The following is a 26118-nucleotide window of genomic DNA, read 5'->3' on the forward strand; positions in this document are numbered from 1 at the left end:
TAAGCACGAAGTGATCTTGCGAAGATCATCGTGACGGAAAAAGCATGGTTAAAGGAAGAACATAAATGAACGCAATCACGAGAGTCATGGTCATTGAAGATGATATTGCGATTGCAGAGCTGCACCATCGTTATTTAGAACAGATGGGTGGCTTTGACGTGGTCGGCATTGCCACCACACAGTCTGAAGCGCTTATGCAATTAGACATCTTAAAGCCTGATTTGGTTTTGTTGGATGTATATCTGCCGGACGGGTGCGGGCTCGATATTCTCAATCACGTTCGCGGCAGCAATCAAGGCTGTGATGTTATCTTGATTACCGCGGCACGCGACGTCGACACTTTGCAGCAAGCAATGCGTGGCGGAGTGGTCGACTATCTACTAAAACCTGTAATGTTTCCTCGCTTGGAAGCGGCGCTGAAAAAGTACCAATCACAGCAGCAAGAATTTGAAAGTGTGTCGGATTTGAACCAAGGTTTGGTTGATAAAATGCTGCAAGCCAATGCGAAAGCAGACTCGGCTAAAGTATCGACGTTACCTAAAGGAATCGATGGTGTAACGCTCGATAAGATTCGTGCGATATTTCAACAAGCTGACGCGACGAATATTACGGCTGATGAAGCGGGTGAGCGCATTGGTGCAAGCCGAACCACAGCCAGACGTTACCTAGAATTCTTGATCACGACGGGTGAGTTAGTCGCGGACTTGAATTACGGTACTGTAGGTCGCCCGGAACGCTGCTACAACAAAGCGCAAAGATAAACACGACACCATCAAAATAAATATAAAGCCAGTTGAATAAGCTGGTTTTTCCTTTCTCTCCCTTTCCCATTGCCCACTCCGCCGACCAGATACCGTTCTTTCTTGATTACAATGTTTGAGAATGCCGATTTGCTTCTCCCTCGGTCCTAATGAACTGAGCTATCGATTAGAATTTGTTCGAAATGAGTCAATATTTAATCGATTGCTTTCACAGTGGTTGATGTAAATCAAATAGTCATAGACAATACTGTCCCGAATAGAGGTGATAGCTTTCACCCTCGTTTACCAAACGCATTCTCAAATTTAATAGGCGCTTACTATTGATGTAATAGTTAAGACCTATTATCTATTTTCGTATGTCGCTGATACCTTTGGCGAATACTAAAAACCTTGTTTTTATAGGAAAGATGATGGTAATACCTGAAAACAGCAGCATCGTTATTTTTGGTGCGTCGGGAGATCTAACTTACCGTAAGTTAATTCCTGCTTTGTACCACCTGTATGCTAGCAATCAACTACCAGAATCCTTTGCGATTCTTGGAGTGAGCCGTACTGAGTACAGCGATGAGTCTTACCGTGAGAAGCTGAAGAAGTCTCTTCAGGAAATGGAAAAAACTGAGCCAGAGACGCTGAATGCATTTATTGAACATCTGCATTACCAAGCGATCAACACTTCAGATGTAGACGACTACGCTCGTTTAGCACAACGTCTAGATAAGCTTGAGCAAGACTACCAATTTGAAAACCATAACACACTGTTCTACTTGGCAACCCCGCCAAGCCTATACGGTGTTATTCCAGCAAACCTTGCTGCGCATGGCCTGAACGATGAAACGAACGGCTGGCGTCGTCTGATCATCGAGAAGCCATTTGGTTACGACTTAGCTTCTGCTCAAGCGTTAGATGAAGAGATCCATCATCACTTCCAAGAACACCAGATCTACCGTATTGACCACTACCTTGGTAAAGAAACGGTACAAAACCTTCTAGTGCTTCGTTTCTCAAACGCGATGTTTGAACCACTGTGGAACCGTAACTTTATTGAATACGTTGAAATCACAGGTGCTGAGTTCCTTGGCGTTGAAGAGCGTGGCGGATACTACGACGGTTCTGGCGCTGTTCGTGACATGTTCCAAAACCACCTGCTACAAGTGCTAGCAATGGTGGGCATGGAGCCGCCTGCACAAATTAACGCTGATTCTATTCGTGATGAAGTGGTTAAAGTGCTTCAGTGTCTTAAGCCTCTTGAGGAAGAAGATCTGCGTAAAGATCTAGTCTTAGGTCAATACACAGCGTCTGATGTTCGCGGCCAGCATTTGCTTGGTTACCGTGAAGAGCACGGTGTAGCGGATGATTCTCGTACCGAGACTTACATCGGCTTGAAAGCTCACATCAATAACTGGCGTTGGAATGGTGTTCCTTTCTACGTACGTACAGGTAAACGCTTACCAACACGTGTGACTGAAATCGTGATTCACTTTAAGAACACGCCACACCCAGTATTTGGTCAAGATGCACCAGAGAACAAACTGATTATCCGTATCCAACCGGATGAAGGAATTCAGATGAGTTTTGGTTTGAAAGAGCCGGGCGCAGGCTTCAAAGCAAAAGAAGTGAAAATGAACTTCTCTTACTCTGACTTGCCTGAAACTCAAATGCTAACGGCTTACGAGCGTCTTCTTCTTGATGCACTAAACGGCGATGCAACTCTGTTTGCTCGTACCGATGCAGTAGAAGCTTGTTGGAAGTACGTTCAACCAATCTTAGACTTCAAGCAAGATCCTCAAGCGCTGTTTGGCTATGCTTGTGGTACTTGGGGCCCACAGGAAGCGGATGAACTTCTGCAACGTGATGGCCGCGCATGGCGTTTCCCATGCAAAAACTTAACAGACACGGATTACTGCGAACTATGATCAATCACAAGATCTTTGCAACGCCAGAATTGGTCGTTGAAAACCTAGCAAACGAAATGAAAGCGTACAGCGAGCAGGGTAAACCTGTTCACATTTCATTGTCTGGTGGCAGCACGCCAAAAATGCTTTTCAAGCTTTTAGCTCAAGCACCATACGCAGAAGGTATTCAATGGAATAACCTTCACTTTTGGTGGGGCGACGAACGTTGCGTTGGACCAGACGACGTTGAAAGCAACTTCGGTGAAGCGAATACGTTACTTTTCTCAAACGTGAACCTTCCAGCAGAGAACATCCACCGCATCCGTGGTGAAGATGAGCCTAAAGCAGAATCAGAGCGTTTCGCAAAAGAGATGGCAGACGTAATCCCAACAGAAAACGGCACGCCAGTTTTCGATTGGATTCTGCTGGGTGTTGGCGCAGACGGCCACACAGCTTCACTATTCCCGGGTGCAACCAATTACCAAGATGAGAACCTGTCTGTACTGGCTTCTCATCCGGAGTCTGGTCAAATCCGTGTTTCTAAAACAGCGAAAGTTTTAGAAGCAGCAAAACGAATCAGCTACCTAGTACTAGGTGCAGGTAAAGTTGAGATCGTTAAAGAAATTCATACAACTCCTGCTTCAGAGCTGCCTTACCCGGCAGCGAAAATCCAGTCTAAAACTGGCGAAACAGAGTGGTTCCTAGATTCAAATGCAGCAAGTGCTATCGCATAAGTGCGAATAGCCGCAAGGAGATATAAATAATGAAAGGTGATATCGGTGTAATTGGCCTAGCAGTAATGGGTCAGAACCTTATCCTAAACATGAACGACCACGGCTTTAAAGTTGTGGCTCATAACCGTACTGCTGCTAAAGTAGACGAGTTCCTAGAAGGCCCAGCTAAAGGTACTAACATCGTTGGTGCTTACTCTCTAGAAGAGCTAGTTGAGAAGCTAGAAGCACCACGTAAAGTGATGCTTATGGTTCGTGCTGGTGACGTTGTAGACACGTTCATCGAAAACCTAATCCCACTTCTAGACGAAGGCGACATCATCATTGATGGTGGTAACACTAACTACCCAGACACTAACCGTCGTGTAGTGCATTGTCGTGAGAAAGGCATCCACTTCATCGGTACTGGTGTATCTGGTGGTGAAGAAGGTGCTCGTTTCGGTCCTTCAATCATGCCAGGCGGCGCGGCTGAAGCTTGGGAAGCGGTTAAGCCAATCTTCCAAGGTATCTCTGCAAAAACTGACGCAGGTGAGCCTTGTTGTGACTGGGTTGGTAACGACGGTGCTGGCCACTTCGTTAAAATGGTACACAACGGCATCGAATACGGTGACATGCAGCTTATCACTGAAGCATACCAGTTCATGAAAGATGGCCTAGGTATGTCTGCTGACGAGATGCAAGCAGTATTCGCTGATTGGAACAAGACTGAGCTAGACAGCTACCTAGTTGAAATCACTGCTGACATCCTTGGCTACAAAGATGAAGACGGTGAAGCGCTAGTTGAGAAGATCCTAGATACTGCTGGCCAAAAAGGTACGGGTAAGTGGACAGGTATTAACGCACTAGACCTAGGTATCCCACTAACTCTAATCTCTGAGTCTGTATTCTCTCGTTGCCTGTCTGCTCTTAAAGACCAACGTGTTGAAGCTGAAGCTTTGTTTGAGAAAACAATCACTCCAGTTGAAGGTGATAAGCAAGAGTGGGTTGATGCACTACGTCAAGCTCTACTGGCTTCTAAGATCATTTCTTACGCTCAAGGTTTCATGCTAATGCGTGAAGCGTCGAACGAAAACGGCTGGGACCTAAACTACGGTAACGTAGCACTAATGTGGCGTGGTGGTTGTATCATCCGTTCTGCATTCCTAGGCAACATCCGTGATGCGTACGAAGCAAACCCAGACATCGCGTTCCTAGGTTCTGACGAGTACTTCAAAAACATCCTACAAGGCAGCCTAGTAGCATGGCGTAAAGTAGCAGCGAAATCTCTAGAGTCTGGTATCCCAATGCCATGCACGATTTCTGCGCTATCTTTCCTAGACGGTTACACAACGGCACGTCTACCAGCGAACCTGCTTCAAGCTCAACGTGACTACTTCGGTGCTCACACTTACGAGCGTACAGACCGTCCACGTGGTGAATTCTTCCACACAAACTGGACTGGTACTGGCGGCGACACTGCTTCTACAACTTACGACGTATAATCGTTAGTTAGAATCAGTTAAGAACGTGTTTGTTCTTTAAGCTGTAAATAGAAAAAAGGATGCCAATGGGCATCCTTTTTTATTGGTTTGCGCTCTATTCGATCTAGATAACAAAGAATTTATATCTCAAGCCATCATGGGCTGGGGTTTTACATCGTCGTTGTATTGCTCCCGAATTGCCATAAAGCCGTCTAGGTTCTGTTTAAGCGCCTCAACACATTCAGGGTCGAACATCGAACCGTTGTGCGCTTCAATGTATTCCATGACTTCATCCAGTGACCATGCGTGTTTGTAAGCTCTTTTGCTCATCAGCGCATCAAACACATCCGCGAGCGTTACAATTCGTGCTTCAAGTGGAATCGCAGTATGACTTAGACCATCAGGTAACCCAGAGCCATCAAATCGCTCGTGGTGATGACGCACAATATTCTTAATGAACTGAATTTCATCAGAACACATAGAGCAATGATGGGAGAGGGACACCACATCGTTAATCATCTCTTCACCATATAAGGTGTGATTATTCATGATGGCTCTTTCTTCTGCTGAGAAACGACCGGAGCTGAATAACACGTTATCTGGGATTCGATATTTTCCTATGTCGTGGAAGGGTGCGTATAAACGAATACGATGAATGAACTGATGTGTGATTTCATTATTACTCTCGGACATCGTTCTGGCGATCTGTTCACTGTATTTTCCCATGCGAATCAGATGTTCTTTGGTTTCAGGGTCGCGAGCGTGTCCCATGTTTAGCGCGATGGCTAATGACGACTGAAAGTGACGTTGCCTTTCAAACAGTTGAACAAACAAACTCGAGATAAGTTGAGAGATGTAGGCAATATCACACTGGATATATTCCTTAGCAAAAAAGCCCGTTGACGATGCATTGATAAACACGAATCCAAGATTACTTTCTTGATAGTGAATAGGTGTTGTATAGCTGCTTTGGTGTCCAAGCTGAAGTAAGTGTGAAATTTGCTTGGTCGGTTTGATTGAGGCGAGATCGTGGATGATTCGAGTGTCGAGAGATTCAGCCATTCGAGACAAAGCTGATTCTGGTTTAAGTTCTTGTTCTACGTATCGATGTTCTGCTTCTTGGCACAGCGTGTCTGAAACAAAGTAATTCGATGCTCTGTTTTCGCTGCATAGTACAACGGAAAGCCGAGATAATATGGGGTAATATTCACGAGCTAGCCGGAAAAGGTCATCAACAATGGCGATAATGTCCTTATCTTGAGCGGCTACTCTGTTGAGCTGGGAGTAGTCAAACATGTTATAAGCCAACCTTTATTTATAGTTATATCATTGTTTATTCGGGATTATTTTTTGTTTTTAGTATCGTTATTAAAAATAGCATTGCGTTCTGATAAAATGCAATATCATTATGAGATAAATGGTTATTTCATTGCATTACCTTCATTTTTGTTAACTGGTACTTTTGTAGGTTCCGGAATCAGAGGAAAGGGAAAGAGCTTGATGATAATTCAGGCGTTAAGTGACCATTTTGAAATTAAATGAAAAGATAAATAGGATAACGTACATGCTTTATGCCATCATAAAGGCATAAATAAGGGCAATGGATGTAATGCCTAAGTGATTGAGCTAGAAGCGGTCAGTGATGACGGTGCTCTAGAGTATATTCAAGGCCGTGAGCTGCCTTGAAAAAGGTAATGTTATGACTGAAGAAGAAAGAATCGAACTGCAACAAAATAACCCTCTGCACGGCTTAAAGCTTGAGACCATGATCACTGAGTTAGTGGATCATTATGGTTGGGAAATTTTGGACGCAGCAATGCGTATGAACTGCTTTAACACAAAGCCAACTGTAGCAAGCGCTGTTAAATATCTGAAGAAGACGGAATGGGCTCGTGAGAAGGTTGAAAACTTCTACCTTTACCGTTTTAAGCGTATGCCTAAAGCATCAGACATCGAATACCAGATGCCTCCGCGTTCACGTACATTCCGTCATGGTTTAGAACCTCGTGAGCCAATGGAATTAACGGTTGAGTCTATCCAGGCTTCTCAAGCTAAAGCGGCTTCTGCATTTAAAGCTCGTCGTGGCGGTAACGGTCGTAACTTCCGTCGTTAATAAGAAGCCGTCGTTAGAAAGAACCGTCGTTAAGAACAAGGCCTCGCTTATAAAGAGGCGTCATTAATAACGCCGTCTAATCAGCTAAAGCGATAAGCATAAAAGACAAAAGGAGCCTAAGTGCTCCTTTTTTAACGTGTTTACTTTATTCAAGCGTGTAAAGCCTGCTGTATTTGAGTCTTAAGCTTCGCGGTTCTTTCTTTGATTCTTCCAAAGATCGGTGACATAAACGATGGCACTGATAAGTAAGAATAGCGCTGACACAGAAAACAGAGCGGGCATTTTGAGAATCCACGCGAATGTGGCAGCAAGAAAAGCGACAAAGCAAATGAGTCGACTCGATGACATGACATGACCGAGTTTAATGTTCATAACGCCTCCTAATGAAGTATCACTTTCGACAGGAGAATTATCCCACCTTTGGCAAAATAAAGGCTAAAAAACAGTCTAAATTATTATCAAATTTACTAATTAAAGGACTCGTCTCACATATATAGCCATGGCTATTTTATAAGCAATAAAATAGTGAGATAGGAAATTTGAGAATCAGTTTTTCCGCTATGTTTCCCAGTTAGAATAAAGCTCAATCTCGGGTTTAATTAACGCAAACCGGGTTGGTATAAAACCGACTTAGCATCAAACCTAGTTAGTATAGAAAAAGTAAGCGGTGATTAAGAAACTCGCGATGATCACTGTGTTACGAACATAATGTTGTGGGATGCGGCGAGAGATTTTTGCTGAGTAATAACCACCAACCAAAGTCCCCATTAAAACGGCCATGCCTGATGGCCAATCAATCGAGCCATTTACGATAAAAAACACGATTGCCGCAAGTGATACACAAGCGGATACAAGCAGTTTGATGCCATTCATCACGTTGATATTGGTGTAACCAGCCAAAGCCAGGTAACTCAATGTGACGATTCCTAGTCCGGCATTAAAGTATCCACCATAGATACATACAATCAAAAGCAATAAAGCGGAAAAGAAGACGCCAGCGCTGGTGGCGTGTTTGTGTTTTGCTGTTGCTTGTTTCAGCCATTTATTGAGCGTGCCACCAAAGGTGAAAAGCAATGCCGCAAAAAGCAGTAACCAAGGTACGGATTGAGTAAACAATGCTTCTGGTGTGTGCAGCAGTAAGAAAGCACCTATGCCACCGCCAATCACACATAGAGCAATGGTCAGTTTAAGCTGTTTGGTACCAGATTGAATTTCGTGGCGCAGCGCATAAGCACCACTGATGTAGCCTGCACACGATGCAAAGGTATTGGTCGCGTTGGCTGCTATTGGTGGAACACCAGCAAACAATAGAGCAGGGAAAGTGATGAAGCTGCCTCCACCAGCAATAGAGTTAAGCACACCACCAATCACGCCTGACAAGAAGAGAACCAACCAATCCATAGTTTTAGAATCCAATACGTTAACTGATGAGTTACCTTACTTGAATTTGTTATGAATATCAGAGCTGTGCGTCTTGAAAGTGCGAGTTTGTGAGTTTGCTACCATCTTTAACTGTTGGTTTGAATTGACTAGCTAAATCAAAAAAGGAGCCAATGGCTCCTTTCGTTTAGGTTCAGTTGATTTGGTCGAGCTTTACACTTCTACTGGTTTTGCTCTAAAGCTCTTGAACAGCTTAACCAGAATCGGGCTAGACAGAACCAATACCGCCAGAATAGTGAAGGTCATGGTGATTGGGCGTTCCCATAGGAAGCTGAGCTCTCCGTCGCTGATCATCAGTGCGCGTCTTAAGTTCTCTTCCATCAAGCCACCTAAGATAAAGCCAAGCAATAATGGAGCGAGTGGGAAGTTGGCAAGCCTTAATGCTATTGCTGCCATCGCCACTAGTAACATCACAAATACGTCCATGGTGTTGAAAGATACTAGGTACACGCCTGTGATTGAAAAGAAGATAATCATTGGCAGTAGAACCGTTCTTGGTACCGCTAATAGCTTAGAAATGTAAGGGATCAAAGGCAGGTTCAAGATAACCAGTACGATGTTGCCAAAGTACATAGAGATGATTACCGACCAGAATACATCAGGGTGCTCAACGAACAGACGAGGACCCGGTTGGATGCCATAAGCGATTAATGCACCTAGCATGATAGCTGTTGTACCAGAGCCCGGGATACCCAGCGTCAGTAGCGGAACGAATGAACCACTTGATGCTGCGTTATTTGCCGATTCTGGAGCAACAAGACCGCGAATACTGCCTTTACCAAACTCTTTCTGTTTGTCTTTCGGTGCAAGACTACGCTCCATGCCGTAACTTAAGAAAGCAGCGATAGTTGCGCCAGCACCTGGAAGTACGCCGGTAAAGAAGCCAAGAATCGAAGAACGAATCGAAACCGGTGCGACTTCTTTGATCTCTTCTTTGGTCACTTTCATGCTGCCGATATCAGACATCTTTTGGCTTTCTTCAGCGCTGGTGTCTTTTTCTGGCTTTAGAATACCCATTAAGGTTTCGCCCAGTGCAAACGTTGCCATCGCTAACAATAAGAAGCTGAAGCCATCCATTAAGTCCGTTAGGCCGAATGTGAAACGTTCAACACCAACACCTTTGTCGATACCGACCGTTGACAGCATCAAACCTAAAATAGTCATCATCCACGCTTTGATAACCTGACCAGGGCCTGCAAACGCAGCTACAGCCGATAGACCTAATAGCATCAATGCAAAGTAGTCAGAAGACTGGAAGCTCAATGACACGCTTGCTAGAGCCGGAGCAGCAATTAAAAGCATGATCGCTGAAAGTGTACCGCCAGTGAAAGAAGAGTAAGCCGCGAGTGCAAGTGCTTTACCTGCTTGCCCTTTTTGAGCCATCGGGTAGCCATCAAACGCGGTTACTACCGTTGAAGAACAACCCGGAGCGTTGATTAATATTGATGACGTCGAGCCACCAAATACCGCGCCGTAGTACACACCAGCCATCAAGATTAAGCCAGAAGAAGGGTCTAGGCCGTAAGTGATAGGGATCATCAGAGCAATGGCTGAGATTGGACCTAGGCCCGGGAGCATCCCGATGAAGGTACCTACGAAACAGCCCACGATTACCATCATGATGTTCATTGGCATCACAGCGGTAGAAAGTCCTTGTAAAATTCCGTCTAACATAATGTTATCCCTACCAAAGAGTGAAGATTAAACCAGGCTCTAGGTAGATATCTAAGCCTTGAGTTAATAAAAGAAAGAACGCGATAACGAAAGGAAACGACGCGCCAAATAAAACAGCTTTACGACGCTCACCCAATAGGTAAAAGCCTGCAAGTAAGAAGAAGCTGGTTGCTAAAACAAAGCCAAGATAAGTCAGCCCAACACCGTATAGTGCCATTAACACCAAGAATCCAATCAGCAGTTTCCAGTTCAACGGCGTTGTGTCACATGTGACTTTCTTATCCGGTTGTCCTGTGATAAGCAGGATCAACGAAAGGCCAATGCCGATAAACGTCAACAGGGTAGGTAAGGTTCTTGCTGTAAAGGGTTCGTACTCGTCACCGGGGAACAAAGGAATTAGCGTGGTTTGGTAGCCGTAGCACAAGCACGCCAGCATAAAGATCATGGCTCCGATGCGATCCTTCGAAAGCAAAGATTCCTTACTCAGAAATTTGGTTGGTAAGTCCGACATATCCAACTCCATTTGGGGTGGTATAAAAAGTAAAAAAGCCGTACACGAGCGAGTTAATGAAGAATGTCTGGGATCACTAACCAAAGGTAAGCGAATTACGGTACTGGTTTATCAGCCACTTGCGTTTACAACGAATCGGCAAGCGTTAGTAATACGTCTACGAATAAACAAAGGAGTTTGAAGTTAACTCATGTACGGCGAAACAAGGAAAGAGTAAGAGGGCACATAAGCCCTCTATGGTTGTTGGTTATTTCAAGAAACCAAGCTCACGCATTAGGTCGCCCATCTGTTTTTCTTGATCTTCTAGGAAGGCGTAAAAATCTTTGTCAGCTTTGTAGTTGTCGATCCAACCGTTACGGTCACGAACCACTTGCCACTCATCGGTTTTGTACATTTTGCCAAGCGCTATATTCCATTCGTCGATCTTCGCTTGGCTTGTGCCTGGTGCTGCAAAGAAACCACGCCAGTTAGCGAATACGGTTTCGTTGCCGTACTCAGTCAGTGTTGGGATATTAGGTGCAGCGTCAAGACGTTTTGGCGCCGTCACAGCAAGCACTTTTACTTGGCCAGATTTAGACATCTCTAGCACTTCACCAAGGCCAGTAGAAAGCAGCTGTGTTTCGCCAGAAAGCAGTGCCGCCATCGCTTTACCGCCAGCATCGTAGGCAATGTAGCGAACTTTTTTCGCATCAAAACCTTCGCCCTTGAACGCCGCAGCAACTACAAGGTGGTCCATGCTGCCACGAGCTGAACCGCCAGCAATTTTTACTTTACGAGGGTTTGCTTCGAATTCTTTTACTACGTCTTCCCACGTGTTGTATTTAGAATCTGCAGAAGCCACGATTGCGCCGTAATCGGCAATGGTTGCAGCAACAGGTGTTAGGTCACGGAAAGACTGTGGGAAAATACCCGTTAGAGAGCGCACAACGATAGGTGTTGAGTTCACCATCAGCGTGTCTTCTTGGCGTTGAGCCGTTTCAATTAAGTGTGCAATGGCTTTACCGCCGCCGCCACCAGATAAGTTTTGGAAAGAGACATTTTCTACGATGTCTGATTTGACCAATACATCACCCGTACCACGAGCTGTCATATCCCAACCGCCACCAGCGCCGCCAGGGATTAGGAAGTGGATTTTTTCTACGTCAGCAGCAAAAGTGTTGAAAGAAAAGGTTGCTGCGATGATAGAAGCCGCAAGAGTAGGTTTCAGTGCCTTGAACATGGTTCACGTTCCTTATGTAGGGTATCTCTTCAATGGAGAGATACTTATGTTTTATTTCCAGCTACTAAACAGATGAGTAGGACATTGCTTAGCAGATGCAACTAAAGTTAACGGTGTGTTAACGAAATGTCTGTAATGCGGCGATATTGAGAATAAAGAACATTGGAATAATATTGTTCATAAAGTTCACAGTGGCGTGGCTATAGGATTCTGCCAGCCATAATAATTAGGTTTTCCTTGAGTTTATGTGAGCAATTTTTTGACTGTTGGTCGCTTTATACAGCTATGTATCATCAAAGAGGGAACTTATTGTGACGCAAAGAGTGATATGGAGAGACGATCTTGGATATATGGAATAATGTGTTGCTAGGTTGGTTATGCTACTGTAATAATATAAATATTGCTGGCATGTTACATTTCTGGGCTAGTGGTTATTCAAGGATCGAATAATGACAGACAAAAAAATTTCTTTACGATTTACTGTTGGAGGAATGTTTTTACTCGCGACTTTTCTTACCGCTGTTGTTGCGGTTTCACTGCAATATTACTTCAGTAAAAAAATGGCGACTGAGAATACCTTATCCAAGTTGACGATGGTGTCCCAAGAGTTGAGTAACTATATCGGCGCGGTTGATTCTGACGCAGCCAACACCGCGCGTTTACTTGCTTCAGTGAAACGGTCTATCAGTAACAAAATATCAAAAGAAGAGTCGCGTAGTATTCTTTCTGAAGCCATTAAAGATAACCCTCTCTTTTATAGTATTTACATTGGCTCATCCAATGAAAACTTCTTCCAAATTATTAATCTAGAGTCTGCCCCTGTCGTTAGAGAGAAAATCGGTGCACAACAAACGGACCGTTGGGTTGTGGTTGAGATTCATAATAGAGGGGAGGAGCGCGTCCGTACGACGAAATATTTTGACCAAGAGTTTACGCTAAGAGACTCAACTACGGAGCAGAGCAACTACTTTCCAACAACCAGGCCTTGGTATGTTTCTGCCAATGTTCAGTCGGTCGAAAAAACTCAGCCATATCTTTTTCAGCATTTACAAATTACCGGGCAAACTTATTCTTTAGCGTTTGATGCGAAAATCGAATCTGAAGTTCAACATGTGATTGGTATTGATATTGTGTTGTCTTCTTTGGCTAGCAAACTCTCAGGTACGGCGCTTGGTTTAGCAGAAGACAGTAAGGTTGAGTCTTTCTTATATTCGAAATCGGGTAATATTATTGCGTCTAACCTCAAGGTTAACAATCAGGAATTGGAGTTTGATGTATCCACATTGATGCTATCGTCTGAACAACAAACCTTGGTTAACGATACCCCTCCGCTGTTAGTGTCTAATCAAAATGATTGGGGGCCGATGGACTTTTCAGTGGCGGGAAAGCCAAACGGCTATGCGATAGACCTTCTTAACATGATTGGTGAGATGACAGGGATCAGGTTTGAATTTGTCAATGGTTTCTCTTGGGGCGAGCTTGTCAGTAAGTTTCAAGAAGGAAGTATTGATGGCCTGCAATCGGTTCAAAATTATAAAAATAATGGCATAGATGGCCTATACACGACTCCAATTTATGAATTGCCATTTTCTGTCGTGACAAGGGTCGGTGCGAAGGTTGTCACTAATTATGCCGAGCTTGAGGGTAAAAAAGTTGCCATTTTATCTGGGTGGTCAATTATTCCTAAGTTAAGAGAGGACTTTCCGAACATTGATTTAGTTGAATTTGAAAACCTAGAGTCTGCATTTAATTCAATTGAAAGCGAAGAGAACTTTGCTTTCTTAGAAGCTGAACCCGTACTCTCGTTTGCATTAGATAGGTTTTTCCAGCCAGGCCTTGTTGTCAATGGGACTCTAGAAGATCTAAAACAGAACTACTCAAATCAATTCCATTTGGTGCTGCAGAGCAAGCATAAACAATTGCTTCCAATTATTGATCAAGCTATCAGCAAGTTAAGTGGTGAACAACTTGATGCCTTAGCAAAAAAGTGGCTGCATGATACCGGCTTTAATACGAATACGACGGTTCCTTATACTGAACTTTATGATTTGACTAAGGAAGCAACGGTTGAAGGTAGTATGGTAAGGGTCGAGTTGAATGGTGAGATTAAGCATCTCTATTTAAAGAAAATAGACACGGGCGAACACTACTCTGAGTATTTTGCGGTATTGATTCCCGAATCTGAAGTCTTCAGTACAGTCAATAAGCGTCTAGCAACCTCTGTTGGTGTAACGATTTTACTGATGAGTTTAACCTTGCCTGTGGCTTGGGTCTTTGGTGCACCGATAGTACGTCCTATTCGCCAATTAGAGAAAGAGACTCACAAGGTTAAGTTGCGTGACTATGACAACGTAGCTGTGCTTAATACTCGTATTAAAGAAGTGTGGGAGTTATCTGTTGCTGTAAAAGAAATGGCAATGGAGCTTAAACGACATGAACAGAGGCAAGAGGCGTTTGTAGAGTCGTTTATCAAGCTTATCGCCCAAGCTATCGATGACAAGTCCCCTTATACGGCTGGGCACTGTAACCGTGTACCAGAGCTAGGTTTGATGCTAGCTGACGTGGCTGAGAAATCACAATCTGATCATTTTAAAAATTTTGAGTTTAAAAATGATGATGAGCGCCGTGAGTTTAGAATTGCGGCTTGGTTGCATGACTGCGGAAAAATAACAACGCCGGAACACATCGTCGATAAAGGTACGAAGCTTGAGGCCAACTACAACCGAATTCACGAGGTGAGAACTCGATTTGAGGTATTGTGGCGTGATGCTGAAATAATAGCATTAACGAAACAGCTTGAAGGCAAGCTAGCGAACAAACAAATCCAAACAGAGTTGGCTGAAGCGCAACAGAAGCTACAAGATGATTTTGAGTTTATCGCGACGTCTAATGTTGGTGGTGAATTCATGAGTGATGACAAAGTTGCTCGTATTCGCTTGATAGCTGAAACGACTTGGACGCGTAACTTTGATGATCAACTTGGTCTATCACCGATAGAGGCGTTGAATCGAGCACCGAGTTCAGGCTTGCCAGCGACAGAGCCACTGTTAAGTGATAAACCAGAGCATATAGTGAAAAGAGATAGGCCGTTAGAATTTGACCCGAAACATCAAATTAAAATGGATGTGCCTGAGTATTTATACAACCTAGGCGAAGTCTACAATCTGAGTATTGCACGCGGCACATTGACTGCTGAAGACAGATTTAAGATAAACGAGCACATGCTTGCTACGATTAAGATGCTTGAGAACTTACCATTCCCGAAAGAGTTAAGCCGCGTGCCTCGTTATGCGTCGACTCACCATGAAACCCTTAAAGGTACAGGCTATCCAAGGAAGTTGACTGGTGACGACCTTTCAATCCCAGAACGCATTCTGGTGATATCAGATATCTTTGAGGCGTTAACCGCTGCCGATCGACCTTACAAGAAAGCGAAGCCAATTAGTGTCGCTGTCGACATCATGCACAAGATGGCTCTGGATGAACATATTGACATAGAACTGTTTAGGCTGTTCCTAACGAGTGAGACCCACATTCGATACGCTGAAACGTATTTGAAGCCAGAGCAAATAGACAGCGTCGACTTGTCGAAATATCTCCAGAAAAGTGCTGCAGCTTAATACACCTAAATTAGAAGGTGCTTCGCTACTCGATGCAAATTAGGTAAATACGCGGTTTACCTTTAACTTGGCAGGACTTAAAAGCGCACCCAATTGGTGCGCTTTTTCTATGCAATATCACTATGTGTCAATAAGTTCGCAGAAAAACAAGATGAAAAAAAATCTCATTTTTTGAAGTAACAATTTATTGATTGGTAACCCATATTAATAAGGAGTTTACTTGGTAATTTCATCAATAAAAAACTAAAAAATTTCTAAATTACACACCTTTTAGCCATCACATCACCTTCCAAATTGTTGAATTTAAGTACTTTTCATCTTTCACGGTGAATCACGCGGTAATTCACGCTTTCTTGATTAAGATTCTGAAAAATTTTTGAAGAATCCATTTTGTCATGTTTAAGCCACGAACCATTAATGCTGTGTTCTTACTGCCATGTAGTTTGGCTGTGAGCCTAGCATGTTATGCAAACCCATTAGAGGGCGACCAATTAAAACCCCTAGAGGTAGCTTCAACCGTACAAGCTAACAATGCGCAAGTTAGCAATGAGCAAGCGACGGTGAAAAATACCTTTGTCACGTTTTCAGCTTATCAAGTCGATGAAGCGCTGCTAAATGTCATTACTAGCATGAGCACCTATTGTCGTGAGGTTGAACTAGGGAAGGACGAGCTTCAGTGTGGTCCATACAGTGATGCGGAGTGGAAAACGGTAGAGCCACTTATTGCTGAATTGACCGATCACCAATATCAGACCCGCAAGGGGTTAGATAGTACTTCGTTGCCAAACCTGGCTTTGGACGAGGGTAAGCTTAACGAAGCTAACCCTTATGTTGCTCCAATGACTTCTGAACTCGTGACCATTGCTCAACAGCAGTCTGAGCAGGGCAACATTCGCGCCTACCAAGAGCAAGTACCATCTCGTTTAGTGGCTGCTGGTGTGAGTGAAACAGAAGACTGGTTATCTGAAGTTTTTGGTGGCGCACAGTTTGATTTAGGCGTCTCTTTAGCGAAAGGCAGCAAATGGCAAGTTGATCAGGTTGAAAGCCTGTTCCCTTTTTGGCAAGCCGACAATAAATCTTTGTGGTTTATTCAAGCGGGTGCGGTGTTTAACCAAGACGACTTCCATGGCCGAGACTTTTCGCACATTGGTACGGGTTATCGTCAACTCGCTGAAGATGATTACTACGGGGTAAACACCTTTATAGATTATGACCATCAGCGCTATCACCGAAGAATGAGCTTAGGTGTTGAGTACGGGGTGGGTTACGGAAACATGAGCTCCAACTTCTACTTTCCTCTATCGAATTGGAAAGATTCGCCGGACGAGTATGAAGGGATGAACAGCCTTGTTGAAAAGCCTGCGAAGGGTTGGGATCTCACGCTAGAAAGCTATCTGCCGATGGATACACGCTGGAAGTTGAGTGGTACAGCGGGTCAATACCTTGGTCGATACGTAGAACATCGCGATGGCAGTAACCCGACCAAAAACCCGTTGCGTTTCGAGTTAAACACCGAGTTTAAACCGACCAAAGAGCTGGCGTTCTCGTTGGGATACCAAAACGAGGAAGGGGCAAGTGAACAGTGGATAGCTGGTGTTAACTATACCTTGTCTCTTGGCGGTTTTTACGAGCCTGAGCGCCGTGAAGTTTTCCAAAGCTCATTACCAAAACAAGACCGTTTAACGGACTTTGTTGAACGTGACCATAACATTGTTTTGGAATACAAACAGAAATACGCAGAGATCAGTATTCGTCTGCCTGAATCTGTGGTGGTTGCAGAAAACTCTCAGCAGTCATTAGCGGAGTGGATGGAGGTGAAAGGGGGACCTGACATCGTCTCTTACACCTGGTTAGGTACTGCTAATCCGTATCTGAACAGTCAGAGTGCTTCGGTACCTTTATTTACCGCGCCAAGCTACCGCTATGACGGCAACAATACACTGTCGCTTAAGGTGAGATACAAACTCAAAAGCGGCCAAGTGAAAGAGTCTAACACCATGTCGATTACCGTCACTGACAGTAAGTTTCTTGAGTCAATTTCGTTTGAACCAGAAACCGCGACCGCGGGTGAAAGCATCGTTGCGAGTGCCTTATTGAGCAAAGCCGTTGCCGATATCCCGGTGACCTATCAAATCACCGCTGAAGACTTAACATCTTTGACGTTGAATGGGGAGACGTTAGAGCTGGAACCGAACCAAGCGAACTTCGTTTACCAAACCGTCACCAATGAAGAAGGCATCGCTGAGCTGGTTTTACTCAGTCATGTGGCGCAATCCGTCACGGTAATAGCAATTTACGATCAGAACGAACAAGACGCAAAGCAAGGCAATATCGAGTGGTTAAAGGGCAGTGTCTATCGTGTTGACCTGTTTCATGAAGGGCATCGTCTAGATGAAGACCTATTCACGACGGAAGCCATCACGGCTTATGTGTTCGAAGATGAAGCGGCGGTATTAGACCTTTCTCAATACTCGTTCCAATGGTTCCGAAGAGAGCATGATACTCAAAACGAATTTACCAAGGTGGCGAACGCCAATCAGCAAAAGTACGTGTTGAAAGGCGAAGACCAAGGGTTCCAATTCAAAGTCCAAGTGACAAAGAAAAAACCGTCGGATTCAAAGTCGGCGACAAACAACAAGTAATTCATAACTAACAATAAAACATGAACGTTTTCGTTCAGAAAGGAAAGACAATGAAAAAATCAATGATCACTATCGGCCTACTTATGGGTGGTTTTACAGCAACAGCAGCTTGGGCTATCGACAGCGTTGCCACTGCACCTGTACAAGGCCACAAACCAACAGTAACGGCTCCTGCGGTGACGACAACTGATATTTTATGGACACCTGCGGATATTGAAGTCGAATTCGATGCACCGACTCTTGAAGACCAAGACGATGATGCCATCACCAAGGTGACGTACTGGTTAGAAGACTCGAGTGGTACCGAATACGCAAAAGTAGTTGAAGCGGATATCAGCGAATTGGACGACGGTGTCATTACATTTTCAAACTTCAATGAGCTAAAAAACAAACAATTAAACCTAGTGTGGCAAGTTCATACTCAATACGGCTACCCGTCAACAACGCTTGTCTCTGATAAAGTAGAATCGAATGACTTCAACGTTGCTGCAGCAATGGCCCTAACCATCAGCGGTACAGCTGAAGTGGGTCAAACTCTGACGGTACACGCGGATGACGGTGCGGTTATTGACCTAGCTAAAGCAGATGTGACGTTCACACTGACAGAAAATGAAACAGACACAGCTGGCCTTTACCAGAAAGGCGATGCTGAAGCTGCGCTTCAAGCGGCGCTGGTTGACGCCGGTAATGACCTAACATTTGTATTACCGAAAGAGGTACAAGGTTACACGATCACTGCGTCTATGAATGAGGCACAAATTACTCGTGCTTCACTACGTTAATCCTTTGAGATTGCTTTAACCATTAACCAAGCGGGCTGTTTTCAGCCCGCTTTCTCTCGATAGGGGTACAACCATGATACGTCAATCCATCATCACTATTTTGGCTTTAAGCTGTTCTTGGTCAGCAATGGCAGAATGCCCTGAAAACCAAGTTTGCTCAAATCATACGCCAGTCATTTCAGGCCACGGTTACCCAACGGATATGCCCGAATGGAATGTCGCACCGAATGAGAACAACACCATAGGCACAGGCCCTATTTCCGTTCGTCCTATTCAAGATCTCGATCCCGATGGCGATGAAGTCATTGCCTATTCAAAGACCTACCAGTGGTGTAATGATCAGGGAGAGTGTTTTGCGAGTTCGCCAACCCTGACCATCAACCCATCAGACATTGATAAGGTGTTTGATAAAGGCGTGGGCTTTAAACCTCTGACCGTGAAATACAGCGGCAAGGTTGACAAGGGCTACCCAGAAGCAACGCGCACTTTTGAAAGTGAACCGTTACCTGTGGCACTCGAGTACCCACCAGATGGCACCAAAGGGATCTGTTACGAAGCACAAACTGTCGATTTTATGAACCTTGCGTACGACAATATTGATTTAAATCTATCCGGAAGCAGGCAATATCGGTTGAGCTTTCCGACGCTGGCGTTTGATTTTTTGCCAGGGGTGGTAGAAATGACAGAATTGACAAGCCTGTCACCAGTGCACTTCAGCCCATCGACCCCAAAATTTCAAGACAAAAAGCTACCCGAAACGCTGGTTGTTAACTTCTCGTACGATGGTCATAACTCGATACCGATTACGCTTACCAAGCAACCGATCCCCCCTAGCTTTGGGCTAGTGATATATCAAACGACAGACAGCAACTTGGCTTTGCCTTATCCCGAGGCAAACCCCGAAATAACCATCAGTAACCTTCAATTCCAATTTACGATGGCGGGCAGTGACCAAGACAGAAGAAAGAGTATGGTCAATTGCCAGCAGTTTGACCGCTAACCATCTCGATATGACTCATTCAGTTAGTCATGCATTTAAGGTTGCGAGCACTGAGGGCAAATAGCTGGTTGCCTTCAGTGACTGCTAATCAACCGTTTTGATGCAATTAGCTGTAGATATCAATCTAGTGTGGGATGGCAGGCTTGTTTTCGCCGTTATATTCCATTTACGCAGTTTGTATTCGTTCACTGTGCAGTGCACCCGTTTCTTCAGCCTCTAGAACAGGCCGACTTGTGCCTTTTAGCCATTTTACCTTTTTATTTAATCACCAAGAGACCAACAACCATGAAATTTTCTCCTATTTACGCGGCATTGCTCACCAGCTTAGCCAGCATTTCAGCAGCGCATGGCGCTCAACACACTCAGAACATTGCGGAAGGCTATGGCGCAGACAATATTGACCCTCACCGTCAGTGTTTAGATTTAAACCCTGCTGGTGCCAGTAAATACTGTGTGGCTAATTTTAAACCGGAAGGGCTTACTCTAGAGCCTAAGCAAAAGGTATTGATCACCACGCCAGTTTCGTTCCCGCAGGGGGAGTGGTACCAAGATCAAGCCCCATCTAAGGTGGTGATTCGTGGCTCTGATAATCACAATTCCACTTGTTCAAGCTTAGGCAACAGCCAGTGGTCTTGTTTGCTTCCTGAGTCTGGTTACCACAGCACTGGTGTTCAGATAGAAATGTGGGTGGCCGATGGCGTGCGCAGAATGTGGGGCGGTGAACTGACCGTCGATGACTTGGTGGAGCCGGTACCGATGGAGGCGTGTATTGATCGTGCAATTGCCTCGATTGAATTATGGAAACATCAGGGGTTTGATAGCTACCGCTATACCGCAGAAAAGCTGCACTTAGCGCTGGAAGGGCTACCGACTATCCCTTACCAAGACACCATCGATGAAAATGCTCTGATTCTGGACATTTTACACACCTGCGCCCTGCAAAGTGACGAGGTACCAGCGCTTCTTAAGCCATAACACTGGCGATTCTTTCACTTAATGAGCCCTGGGCTTGATAAGCTAACTCATTGAATTAACGAGCTCTAAAAAAAGCTCATAAAACCTAAACTAACGGTAATTCACTGTATTTCACGCCGAATCAAGCACAAGCTTGGCGGGTCTTTAAACGTCGCTTCCTGTTGGCTGTGATGTCCAATAACGGCCATTTGGCTGATCACGTTCAATGGCATTCGTTGCTAACGAATTCGCAGCGGTTGTGGCTTTGAAGGCCTTTATCTCCATTTTTTAATACTGTTACTTTCAATCAAAGAGACTGAAATCTTAATGAAATTTTCTCCTATTTATGCGGCGCTGCTAACCAGCTTAGCCAGCATTTCAGTAGCCCATGCTGCTCAACACTCTCAGAACATTGCTAACGAATATGGCGCGGACAATATTGACCCTCACCTGAAGTGTTTAGATTTCAACCCACATGGTGCCAGTCCATATTGTGTGGCTAATTTTAAACCGGAAGGGCTTACTCTAGAGGCAAATCAAAAGGTCTTGCTCACCACGCCGGTATCGTTCCCGCAGGGTGAGTGGTACCAAGAGCAAGCCCCATCTAAGGTGGTGATTCATGGTTCTGATAATCACAATTCTACTTGTTCGAGCTTAGGCAACAACCAGTGGTCTTGTTTGCTTCCTGAGTCTGGTTACCACAGTACTGGTGTTCAGATAGAACTGTGGGTGGCCGATGGCGTGCGCAGAATGTGGGGTGGCGACCTCATCATGGACGATTTGATCCCTGATGCGCCTGAGATTGAAAACGCATCGGCTACATTTGTACCGGCAAAAGGTGAAAACCTGACCCGAGACGGCAAAATGTGGCTAGCGACCCAAACGCCAATCAATGTCACGTTAGACTTTGATTTAGTTAACGGCAGTACAAACAGTTTTGCTAACCAACCGATTCGAGTGCTACTGGAAAAAACGGTCGGTACTGGCGAAGACAACACCACAACAGAGTGGGTAACGCTATCAGGCCAAAGTCAAAGCATCAACAGTGGCCACAACACCATCACGGGTCAGGTTATTCCTTCGCAAGGTTGGGATTCAGCGGCGTTCTACACTGTATCGCTGGCTTATAAGCTGAACGACAATGACACACCGGTTTCTTTTGTCGATCCGCAAGGCCGCACCACAATGACAGGTCAAGGCGCTTACTTGAGTGCGTCGCCTATGCGTATTGTTGATTCTAACAACTCAGGCAGTACCTGTGTGTTGACACAAAACACCCCACAGTCGTGTGACTTTATTGCAAACGGTAGTGGTGTAAAACTGACGGGCCTTAATGTATGGCAAGATGATGACAGCCGACAAAGCATCCAAGCGGGCACCCAAACTAAAACGTTACAAGGTGGTCACGTAACAAACGACGTCGCGTTCGATCTTCAAACCACAGGCAAACAGACGTTTACTTGGAACAACGTTTCTACGGTTGTTACGTACAACACTGATGCCAACCAGATTGTGCTTGCCGATGCAGATGCAACGAACGATGTGATTTACGATAACGCATACATCAATGGTGCTGTTACTAAGGTGACAAACAAAGGTAACCGAAATGGCAGCCGTGAAGCGCGTAATACTGGTATTCAAGTTTCACTTGATACACTGGATCACAGTGCCATTTCAGGTTTGGAAAGTGTTACTTGGTCGGTAGAGTATCCATTAGTTGAGCTTGTAAAGGTGTATGCGCCAGAACTACCGAGCTTAGCTGAAGACGTACTGAAGCTGGCAGAACAGACAATCAACAGTACTATTTTAGCGAATGCTTCTGAGTTCTCTGAAGAAGGGCAATTCTACCTTGATGTCGCAACTCTAAACGATTCTATCGCAGATGCTGCTGCTAATTTAGGTGGTGAGTACGCAAAATATCTTCCTCGCTTTGCTAACGTTGTATTGCCACTGGATCTTGTCGCGCATTACCGTGTACACGGTGTTGATAAGGTGAAGTCAAAACGCTTCAATATCGCAATTGGTGACCGAGGTAAGCGTATTGTTAACTTCGAAAGCAATGGTAATGTACAGTGTTTGACCAATGTTGGCGGCAAGTTTGCATTCCAAGACTGTGACACATCACAAGCGGTAAATGAAAATACAGATCCTAACGTGCTGTTTAAATTTGTACCAGCGGCGCCTGGCACTGTCACACACCCGACGAATGTATTCCAAGTTCGCCCTGCGAGCGATGATACACAGTGTTTAACGGTGAACGGTTACAGTAGTTACAATGTGGTCAGCCAAGAATGTAACGTTGACGCTGGCGTATCTCAATTGTTCTCTTTTAAAGCGCAATCTGATAACCACCTAGAAGAATCTATTGTTGCTTCAGGCAATACTGCAGAGATGACGATTTTTTCATTGTGGAATGGCCGTGTCTTTGACCGCAGTGGCGGTGGTGCTGGTGGTAGTCAATGGGGTGATTTGATTGTTTACCCGAAAAATGGTGACAAGGGTTCAATGAACCAACATATGTTTGTTTCTCGTTTCGGTATTCAAAATGAAGCGAACCGACCACAAACTGTACCTGTAGATTTGACTATGAGATGTCAAACAGGTAAGTCCTTTTTGAGCTACTGGAGCCGTATCCAATTGACGGCAACCAACAACTCAGATTACGACGCGTATGTCCGTGTTAACTGGAATGAACGTTGGGAATTGGTTCGTGCGGGTACAACCAGAATGGTCGATAACCGCTTAATGAATATGCCGGTCGCTTTCGATCAAGTGTATCGTTTCTTCCCAGAGTTTAACCCACACAATACATTCTTCTCTTTGCCAGCGAATGAAACGGGGTGTGAAACGGGCTGGGGTCGACCAGATCTGGATTTCACTGAGACGAAGAAAGGCTATAACGCTTGGACAGTCGCTCCTGAATAATAGTTTGTAATTATATGGAGCAAGGTGATTAACCTTGCTCCTTTTTTGATTTTTACAAATAACACTGATTCTCTCTTTTATGAGTAAAACGATGAAAAATACATTATCAATTTCGATTGCAAGCGCCATTCTAGCGTTAAGCAACCAAGCCATTGCAGCACCAAGCGTGGATCTTGAAGGGGCGACACTACAAGGCCTAGCGCATTCGCCGGTGGGCTACTCATCACAAGTTGATGCGTTTATGGGCGTAAAATATGCTTCAGCAGAACGCTTTCAGGCACCCAAGCTTAATTACTTTGAAGCTGGCGTTCATTATGATGTGACTTCTGCAGGGGATATCTGCCCGCAAATACCTCACACAATGGAAGCGAACGGTGTAGTACAAGAAGCACAAAGCGAAGACTGTTTAAACGCGAACGTTTGGCGCCCTTCAGGTGTTGAGCTAGGTGAAAAGCTGCCCGTTTATGTGTTCATTCATGGCGGTGCATTTGAGCTTGGCTCTAGTACAGTTAAGCAGTTTGATGGCGCGAAGCTTGTTGCTAAAAATGCAGATGAGGGTACCCCGTTTATTCTGGTTAGCATGAATTACCGATTGGGTATTTTTGGTAGCTACTACAGTGAACAACACTCTGGTAACTACGGTATCCAAGACCAGAAGGCAGCGTTGCAGTGGATTCATGCCAATATCGATAGTTTTGGTGGCGATGCCGACAACATTACTCTGTTTGGCGAAAGTGCAGGTGCGATGTCGATTGGCATCCAATTAATGGATGAGCAACAAAACGCTCACCTGTACCAACGTGCCATCATGGAAAGTAACCCATATGGCGTTAAGTACAAAGATGCCGAGTCAGCGAAATGGGTAGCAGGTGTTGTTCAAGATAAGCTAGGAAAGGACAAAGACATTACTAGCGTGCCTTTTGAAGAGATCGTGGATGTTCAAGTTCAAATGAAAGCTGCAGCAACGCAGCTGAATAGCTTGACCAGTATTACCCCTAAAACAGCGGGTCTGTTATCTTGGGCACCCTATGTCGATGGAGAGACTGTCACGTATCAGCCGAGTGAACTAAAATCGGTAAATGGTGTTGATGTGATACTGGGTTTCAACCAAGATGAGTCGAATATCTTTGTTGCGCCGTTTGATGCGCTTCTTGATTTACCAGGCAGCTATAATTCACTGATCGATCTGTTTTTCGGTGCAGATAAGGGTTCTAAGCTACGTGAGATTCCAGAGTTCAAATTAAGCTTCTGGAATAGTACCGCAGCAAAGCGTAAAGCTAATGCCCGCAAACTAATGAATCAAGTGCTGTTTGCGTGTTCATCTCAACAGGTTGCGCAAAACTTGGCTGCAGGTGGTTCGAATGCGGCGCTATACCAGTTCAACTATCAACCTGATTTTAGCCTTTGGCCTGACTACTACGTAGAGAGCTTTGCAAAAACGTGTAAGCCATCTGAGAGCTCATGTCATGGTGCAGAGCTTTCTTTTATTTTCGGTAATGAGGTGAATGCAGTATCTGGACCTGCTGAATTTTCTAATAAGGATAAGTCTGTTAAAGATGATCTTATGTCACAGTGGTTACAGACTTCTACGTTCACACCATACGCTTTAGAAAAAGACAATGTGACGGTCTTTAACACTAACGGTGAGTTTGTTACGGAAAATGATTGGGACAACACGCTTAATGCCAGTTTATGTGAACAAGTAAACCAAGTGATGGCTTTGTAGCCTTTATTACAGAAGCATGAGCCGAAAGCCTGACTACTATTAGTCTTAATCATTTGTTAGATAAATGGTTAGGTGTAAATTGAAGAGCCACTGTTTGAACTGACCCCCAATAGTTGGACACCAATTATTGGGGGTCTTTTTATGTCCAAATATAGCCGAGAGCTAAAATGTATCATTGCTAAGCAATACTTAGATGGCACGTCATCTCTCTACTTAGCAAAACAATATTCAATTTCTTCAAGACAGATACGGTATTGGGCTCAAGTTTTTGCCATCCATGGCACTGATTCATTTTTACCAACTAAGCATGCTGCTACTGCTCAGACAAAACGAAAAGCATTGAATTTAATGTGGACGAATGAATGGTCTCTCACGCACACTAGCGCAGTATTAAACCTCTCATCCCCTGGGATACTCTCTGTCTGGCTCAAACGATTTAATGAGCTCGGTATCAAGGGGCTCAAAATGCGCCAGAAAGGAAGACCTTCAATGAAACAGCACCCTCAACGTACCACTAAGCCTGATAATGAAATGACACTTGAGGAACTAAAAGAGGAGTTGGTCTACTTACGAACTGAGAATGCCGTTCTAAAAAAGTTGGAAGAGTTAGAGCAGGAAAAAAACCGTCGAACAAAGAAAAAGCGGTCATAGCTCTAACTCTTAAAGGT

At 44.5% G+C, this 26118-nt stretch carries 19 protein-coding genes; 13 read left to right on the forward strand and 6 right to left on the reverse strand.

From position 1 onward, the window contains the following. Positions 1-65 precede the first annotated feature (65 nt). From CWO13_RS07400 to gnd, 4 genes are all read left to right on the forward strand, one after another. Positions 66-761, forward strand: coding sequence for a response regulator (locus CWO13_RS07400; protein ID WP_019820707.1), 696 nt, complete (start codon positions 66-68; stop codon positions 759-761). A gap of 410 nt (positions 762-1171) precedes the next feature. Then, entirely contained in the window at positions 1172-2674 is a 1503-nt protein-coding gene (gene zwf / locus CWO13_RS07405; RefSeq protein ID WP_029405316.1) for a glucose-6-phosphate dehydrogenase, read from the forward strand. Then, the gene (pgl, locus tag CWO13_RS07410; RefSeq protein WP_102530507.1) at positions 2671-3387 is read left to right on the forward strand and encodes a 6-phosphogluconolactonase; all 717 of its coding nucleotides are present in this window, start codon (positions 2671-2673) and stop codon (positions 3385-3387) included. Before zwf ends, pgl begins: the two co-directional genes overlap by 4 nt. A 29-nt stretch (positions 3388-3416) precedes the next feature. Next, positions 3417-4865 (forward strand): decarboxylating NADP(+)-dependent phosphogluconate dehydrogenase, encoded by a 1449-nt coding sequence (gnd, locus tag CWO13_RS07415; protein ID WP_017066265.1) that lies wholly within the window; start codon positions 3417-3419, stop codon positions 4863-4865. 126 nt (positions 4866-4991) lie between these two features. Here the strand turns inward: gnd and CWO13_RS07420 are convergent, their stop codons facing one another. Beyond that, complete coding sequence (locus CWO13_RS07420) at positions 4992-6152, reverse strand: HD-GYP domain-containing protein (RefSeq protein WP_107899199.1); 1161 nt, start codon at positions 6150-6152, stop codon at positions 4992-4994. Between the two features lie 391 nt (positions 6153-6543). Between CWO13_RS07420 and CWO13_RS07425 the strand changes: the two genes are divergently transcribed. Beyond that, positions 6544-6957 carry a VF530 family DNA-binding protein gene (locus tag CWO13_RS07425; protein ID WP_102431182.1) on the forward strand — a complete coding sequence of 138 codons (414 nt, stop codon included), beginning with the start codon at positions 6544-6546 and terminating at the stop codon, positions 6955-6957. A gap of 180 nt (positions 6958-7137) precedes the next feature. On the opposite strand, the gene CWO13_RS07430 is transcribed toward CWO13_RS07425, so the two are convergent. The 5 genes from CWO13_RS07430 to CWO13_RS07450 all read right to left on the reverse strand — a co-directional run bounded on the left by CWO13_RS07430 (position 7138) and on the right by CWO13_RS07450 (position 11801). Then, positions 7138-7329, reverse strand: coding sequence for a hypothetical protein (locus CWO13_RS07430; RefSeq protein ID WP_017066914.1), 192 nt, complete (start codon positions 7327-7329; stop codon positions 7138-7140). A 270-nt stretch (positions 7330-7599) separates the two neighbouring features. After that, the gene (locus CWO13_RS07435; RefSeq protein ID WP_107899200.1) at positions 7600-8358 is read right to left on the reverse strand and encodes a sulfite exporter TauE/SafE family protein; all 759 of its coding nucleotides are present in this window, start codon (positions 8356-8358) and stop codon (positions 7600-7602) included. A 192-nt stretch (positions 8359-8550) separates the two neighbouring features. After that, positions 8551-10071, reverse strand: a complete 1521-nt coding sequence (locus CWO13_RS07440) for a tripartite tricarboxylate transporter permease (RefSeq protein ID WP_102431184.1) — start codon at positions 10069-10071, stop codon at positions 8551-8553. Between the two features lie 10 nt (positions 10072-10081). Then, positions 10082-10582, reverse strand: coding sequence for a tripartite tricarboxylate transporter TctB family protein (locus CWO13_RS07445; protein WP_041472791.1), 501 nt, complete (start codon positions 10580-10582; stop codon positions 10082-10084). Between the two features lie 247 nt (positions 10583-10829). Then, complete coding sequence (locus CWO13_RS07450; RefSeq protein WP_048662929.1) at positions 10830-11801, reverse strand: tripartite tricarboxylate transporter substrate binding protein; 972 nt, start codon at positions 11799-11801, stop codon at positions 10830-10832. Between the two features lie 449 nt (positions 11802-12250). On the opposite strand from CWO13_RS07450, the gene CWO13_RS07455 reads away from it, so the two are divergent. The 8 genes from CWO13_RS07455 to CWO13_RS07490 all read left to right on the forward strand — a co-directional run bounded on the left by CWO13_RS07455 (position 12251) and on the right by CWO13_RS07490 (position 26101). Continuing rightward, complete coding sequence (locus CWO13_RS07455) at positions 12251-15421, forward strand: HD domain-containing phosphohydrolase (RefSeq protein WP_102431185.1); 3171 nt, start codon at positions 12251-12253, stop codon at positions 15419-15421. 395 nt (positions 15422-15816) lie between these two features. Further along, on the forward strand, positions 15817-18063 hold the full coding sequence (locus CWO13_RS07460; protein WP_108082698.1) for an inverse autotransporter beta domain-containing protein: 2247 nt from the start codon (positions 15817-15819) through the stop codon (positions 18061-18063). Between the two features lie 50 nt (positions 18064-18113). Further along, complete coding sequence (locus tag CWO13_RS07465; RefSeq protein ID WP_108082699.1) at positions 18114-18845, forward strand: hypothetical protein; 732 nt, start codon at positions 18114-18116, stop codon at positions 18843-18845. A 73-nt stretch (positions 18846-18918) separates the two neighbouring features. Then, the gene (locus tag CWO13_RS07470; RefSeq protein WP_108082700.1) at positions 18919-19845 is read left to right on the forward strand and encodes a hypothetical protein; all 927 of its coding nucleotides are present in this window, start codon (positions 18919-18921) and stop codon (positions 19843-19845) included. A 285-nt stretch (positions 19846-20130) separates the two neighbouring features. After that, entirely contained in the window at positions 20131-20820 is a 690-nt protein-coding gene (locus CWO13_RS07475) for a hypothetical protein (RefSeq protein WP_241902261.1), read from the forward strand. A gap of 306 nt (positions 20821-21126) precedes the next feature. Continuing rightward, positions 21127-23724: a hypothetical protein gene (locus CWO13_RS07480; protein ID WP_108082701.1), complete on the forward strand. Its 2598-nt coding sequence runs from the start codon at positions 21127-21129 to the stop codon at positions 23722-23724. 91 nt (positions 23725-23815) lie between these two features. Beyond that, positions 23816-25450: a carboxylesterase family protein gene (locus CWO13_RS07485; protein WP_102431190.1), complete on the forward strand. Its 1635-nt coding sequence runs from the start codon at positions 23816-23818 to the stop codon at positions 25448-25450. Between the two features lie 141 nt (positions 25451-25591). Beyond that, on the forward strand, positions 25592-26101 hold the full coding sequence (locus CWO13_RS07490; RefSeq protein ID WP_108082702.1) for a helix-turn-helix domain-containing protein: 510 nt from the start codon (positions 25592-25594) through the stop codon (positions 26099-26101). The last annotated feature ends 17 nt before the right edge of the window (positions 26102-26118 follow it).

It is taken from the genome of Vibrio sp. ZF 223 (assembly GCF_003050585.1).
Classification (GTDB): domain Bacteria; phylum Pseudomonadota; class Gammaproteobacteria; order Enterobacterales; family Vibrionaceae; genus Vibrio; species Vibrio crassostreae.

Bases quoted from the DNA above. Each gene is read 5' to 3' on its own strand.
- CWO13_RS07440 (WP_102431184.1), bottom strand. From the start codon at position 10,071: ATGTTAGACGGAATTTTACAAGGACTTTCTACCGCTGTGATGCCAATG.
- CWO13_RS07475 (WP_241902261.1), top strand. From the start codon at position 20,131: ATGAAATTTTCTCCTATTTACGCGGCATTGCTCACCAGCTTAGCCAGC.
- CWO13_RS07455 (WP_102431185.1), top strand. From the start codon at position 12,251: ATGACAGACAAAAAAATTTCTTTACGATTTACTGTTGGAGGAATGTTT.
- CWO13_RS07480 (WP_108082701.1), top strand. From the start codon at position 21,127: ATGAAATTTTCTCCTATTTATGCGGCGCTGCTAACCAGCTTAGCCAGC.
- CWO13_RS07470 (WP_108082700.1), top strand. From the start codon at position 18,919: ATGATACGTCAATCCATCATCACTATTTTGGCTTTAAGCTGTTCTTGG.
- CWO13_RS07430 (WP_017066914.1), bottom strand. From the start codon at position 7,329: ATGAACATTAAACTCGGTCATGTCATGTCATCGAGTCGACTCATTTGC.
- pgl (WP_102530507.1), top strand. From the start codon at position 2,671: ATGATCAATCACAAGATCTTTGCAACGCCAGAATTGGTCGTTGAAAAC.
- CWO13_RS07445 (WP_041472791.1), bottom strand. From the start codon at position 10,582: ATGTCGGACTTACCAACCAAATTTCTGAGTAAGGAATCTTTGCTTTCG.
- CWO13_RS07400 (WP_019820707.1), top strand. From the start codon at position 66: ATGAACGCAATCACGAGAGTCATGGTCATTGAAGATGATATTGCGATT.
- gnd (WP_017066265.1), top strand. From the start codon at position 3,417: ATGAAAGGTGATATCGGTGTAATTGGCCTAGCAGTAATGGGTCAGAAC.
- CWO13_RS07490 (WP_108082702.1), top strand. From the start codon at position 25,592: ATGTCCAAATATAGCCGAGAGCTAAAATGTATCATTGCTAAGCAATAC.
- CWO13_RS07465 (WP_108082699.1), top strand. From the start codon at position 18,114: ATGAAAAAATCAATGATCACTATCGGCCTACTTATGGGTGGTTTTACA.
- CWO13_RS07425 (WP_102431182.1), top strand. From the start codon at position 6,544: ATGACTGAAGAAGAAAGAATCGAACTGCAACAAAATAACCCTCTGCAC.
- zwf (WP_029405316.1), top strand. From the start codon at position 1,172: ATGGTAATACCTGAAAACAGCAGCATCGTTATTTTTGGTGCGTCGGGA.
- CWO13_RS07435 (WP_107899200.1), bottom strand. From the start codon at position 8,358: ATGGATTGGTTGGTTCTCTTCTTGTCAGGCGTGATTGGTGGTGTGCTT.
- CWO13_RS07450 (WP_048662929.1), bottom strand. From the start codon at position 11,801: ATGTTCAAGGCACTGAAACCTACTCTTGCGGCTTCTATCATCGCAGCA.
- CWO13_RS07485 (WP_102431190.1), top strand. From the start codon at position 23,816: ATGAAAAATACATTATCAATTTCGATTGCAAGCGCCATTCTAGCGTTA.
- CWO13_RS07460 (WP_108082698.1), top strand. From the start codon at position 15,817: ATGTTTAAGCCACGAACCATTAATGCTGTGTTCTTACTGCCATGTAGT.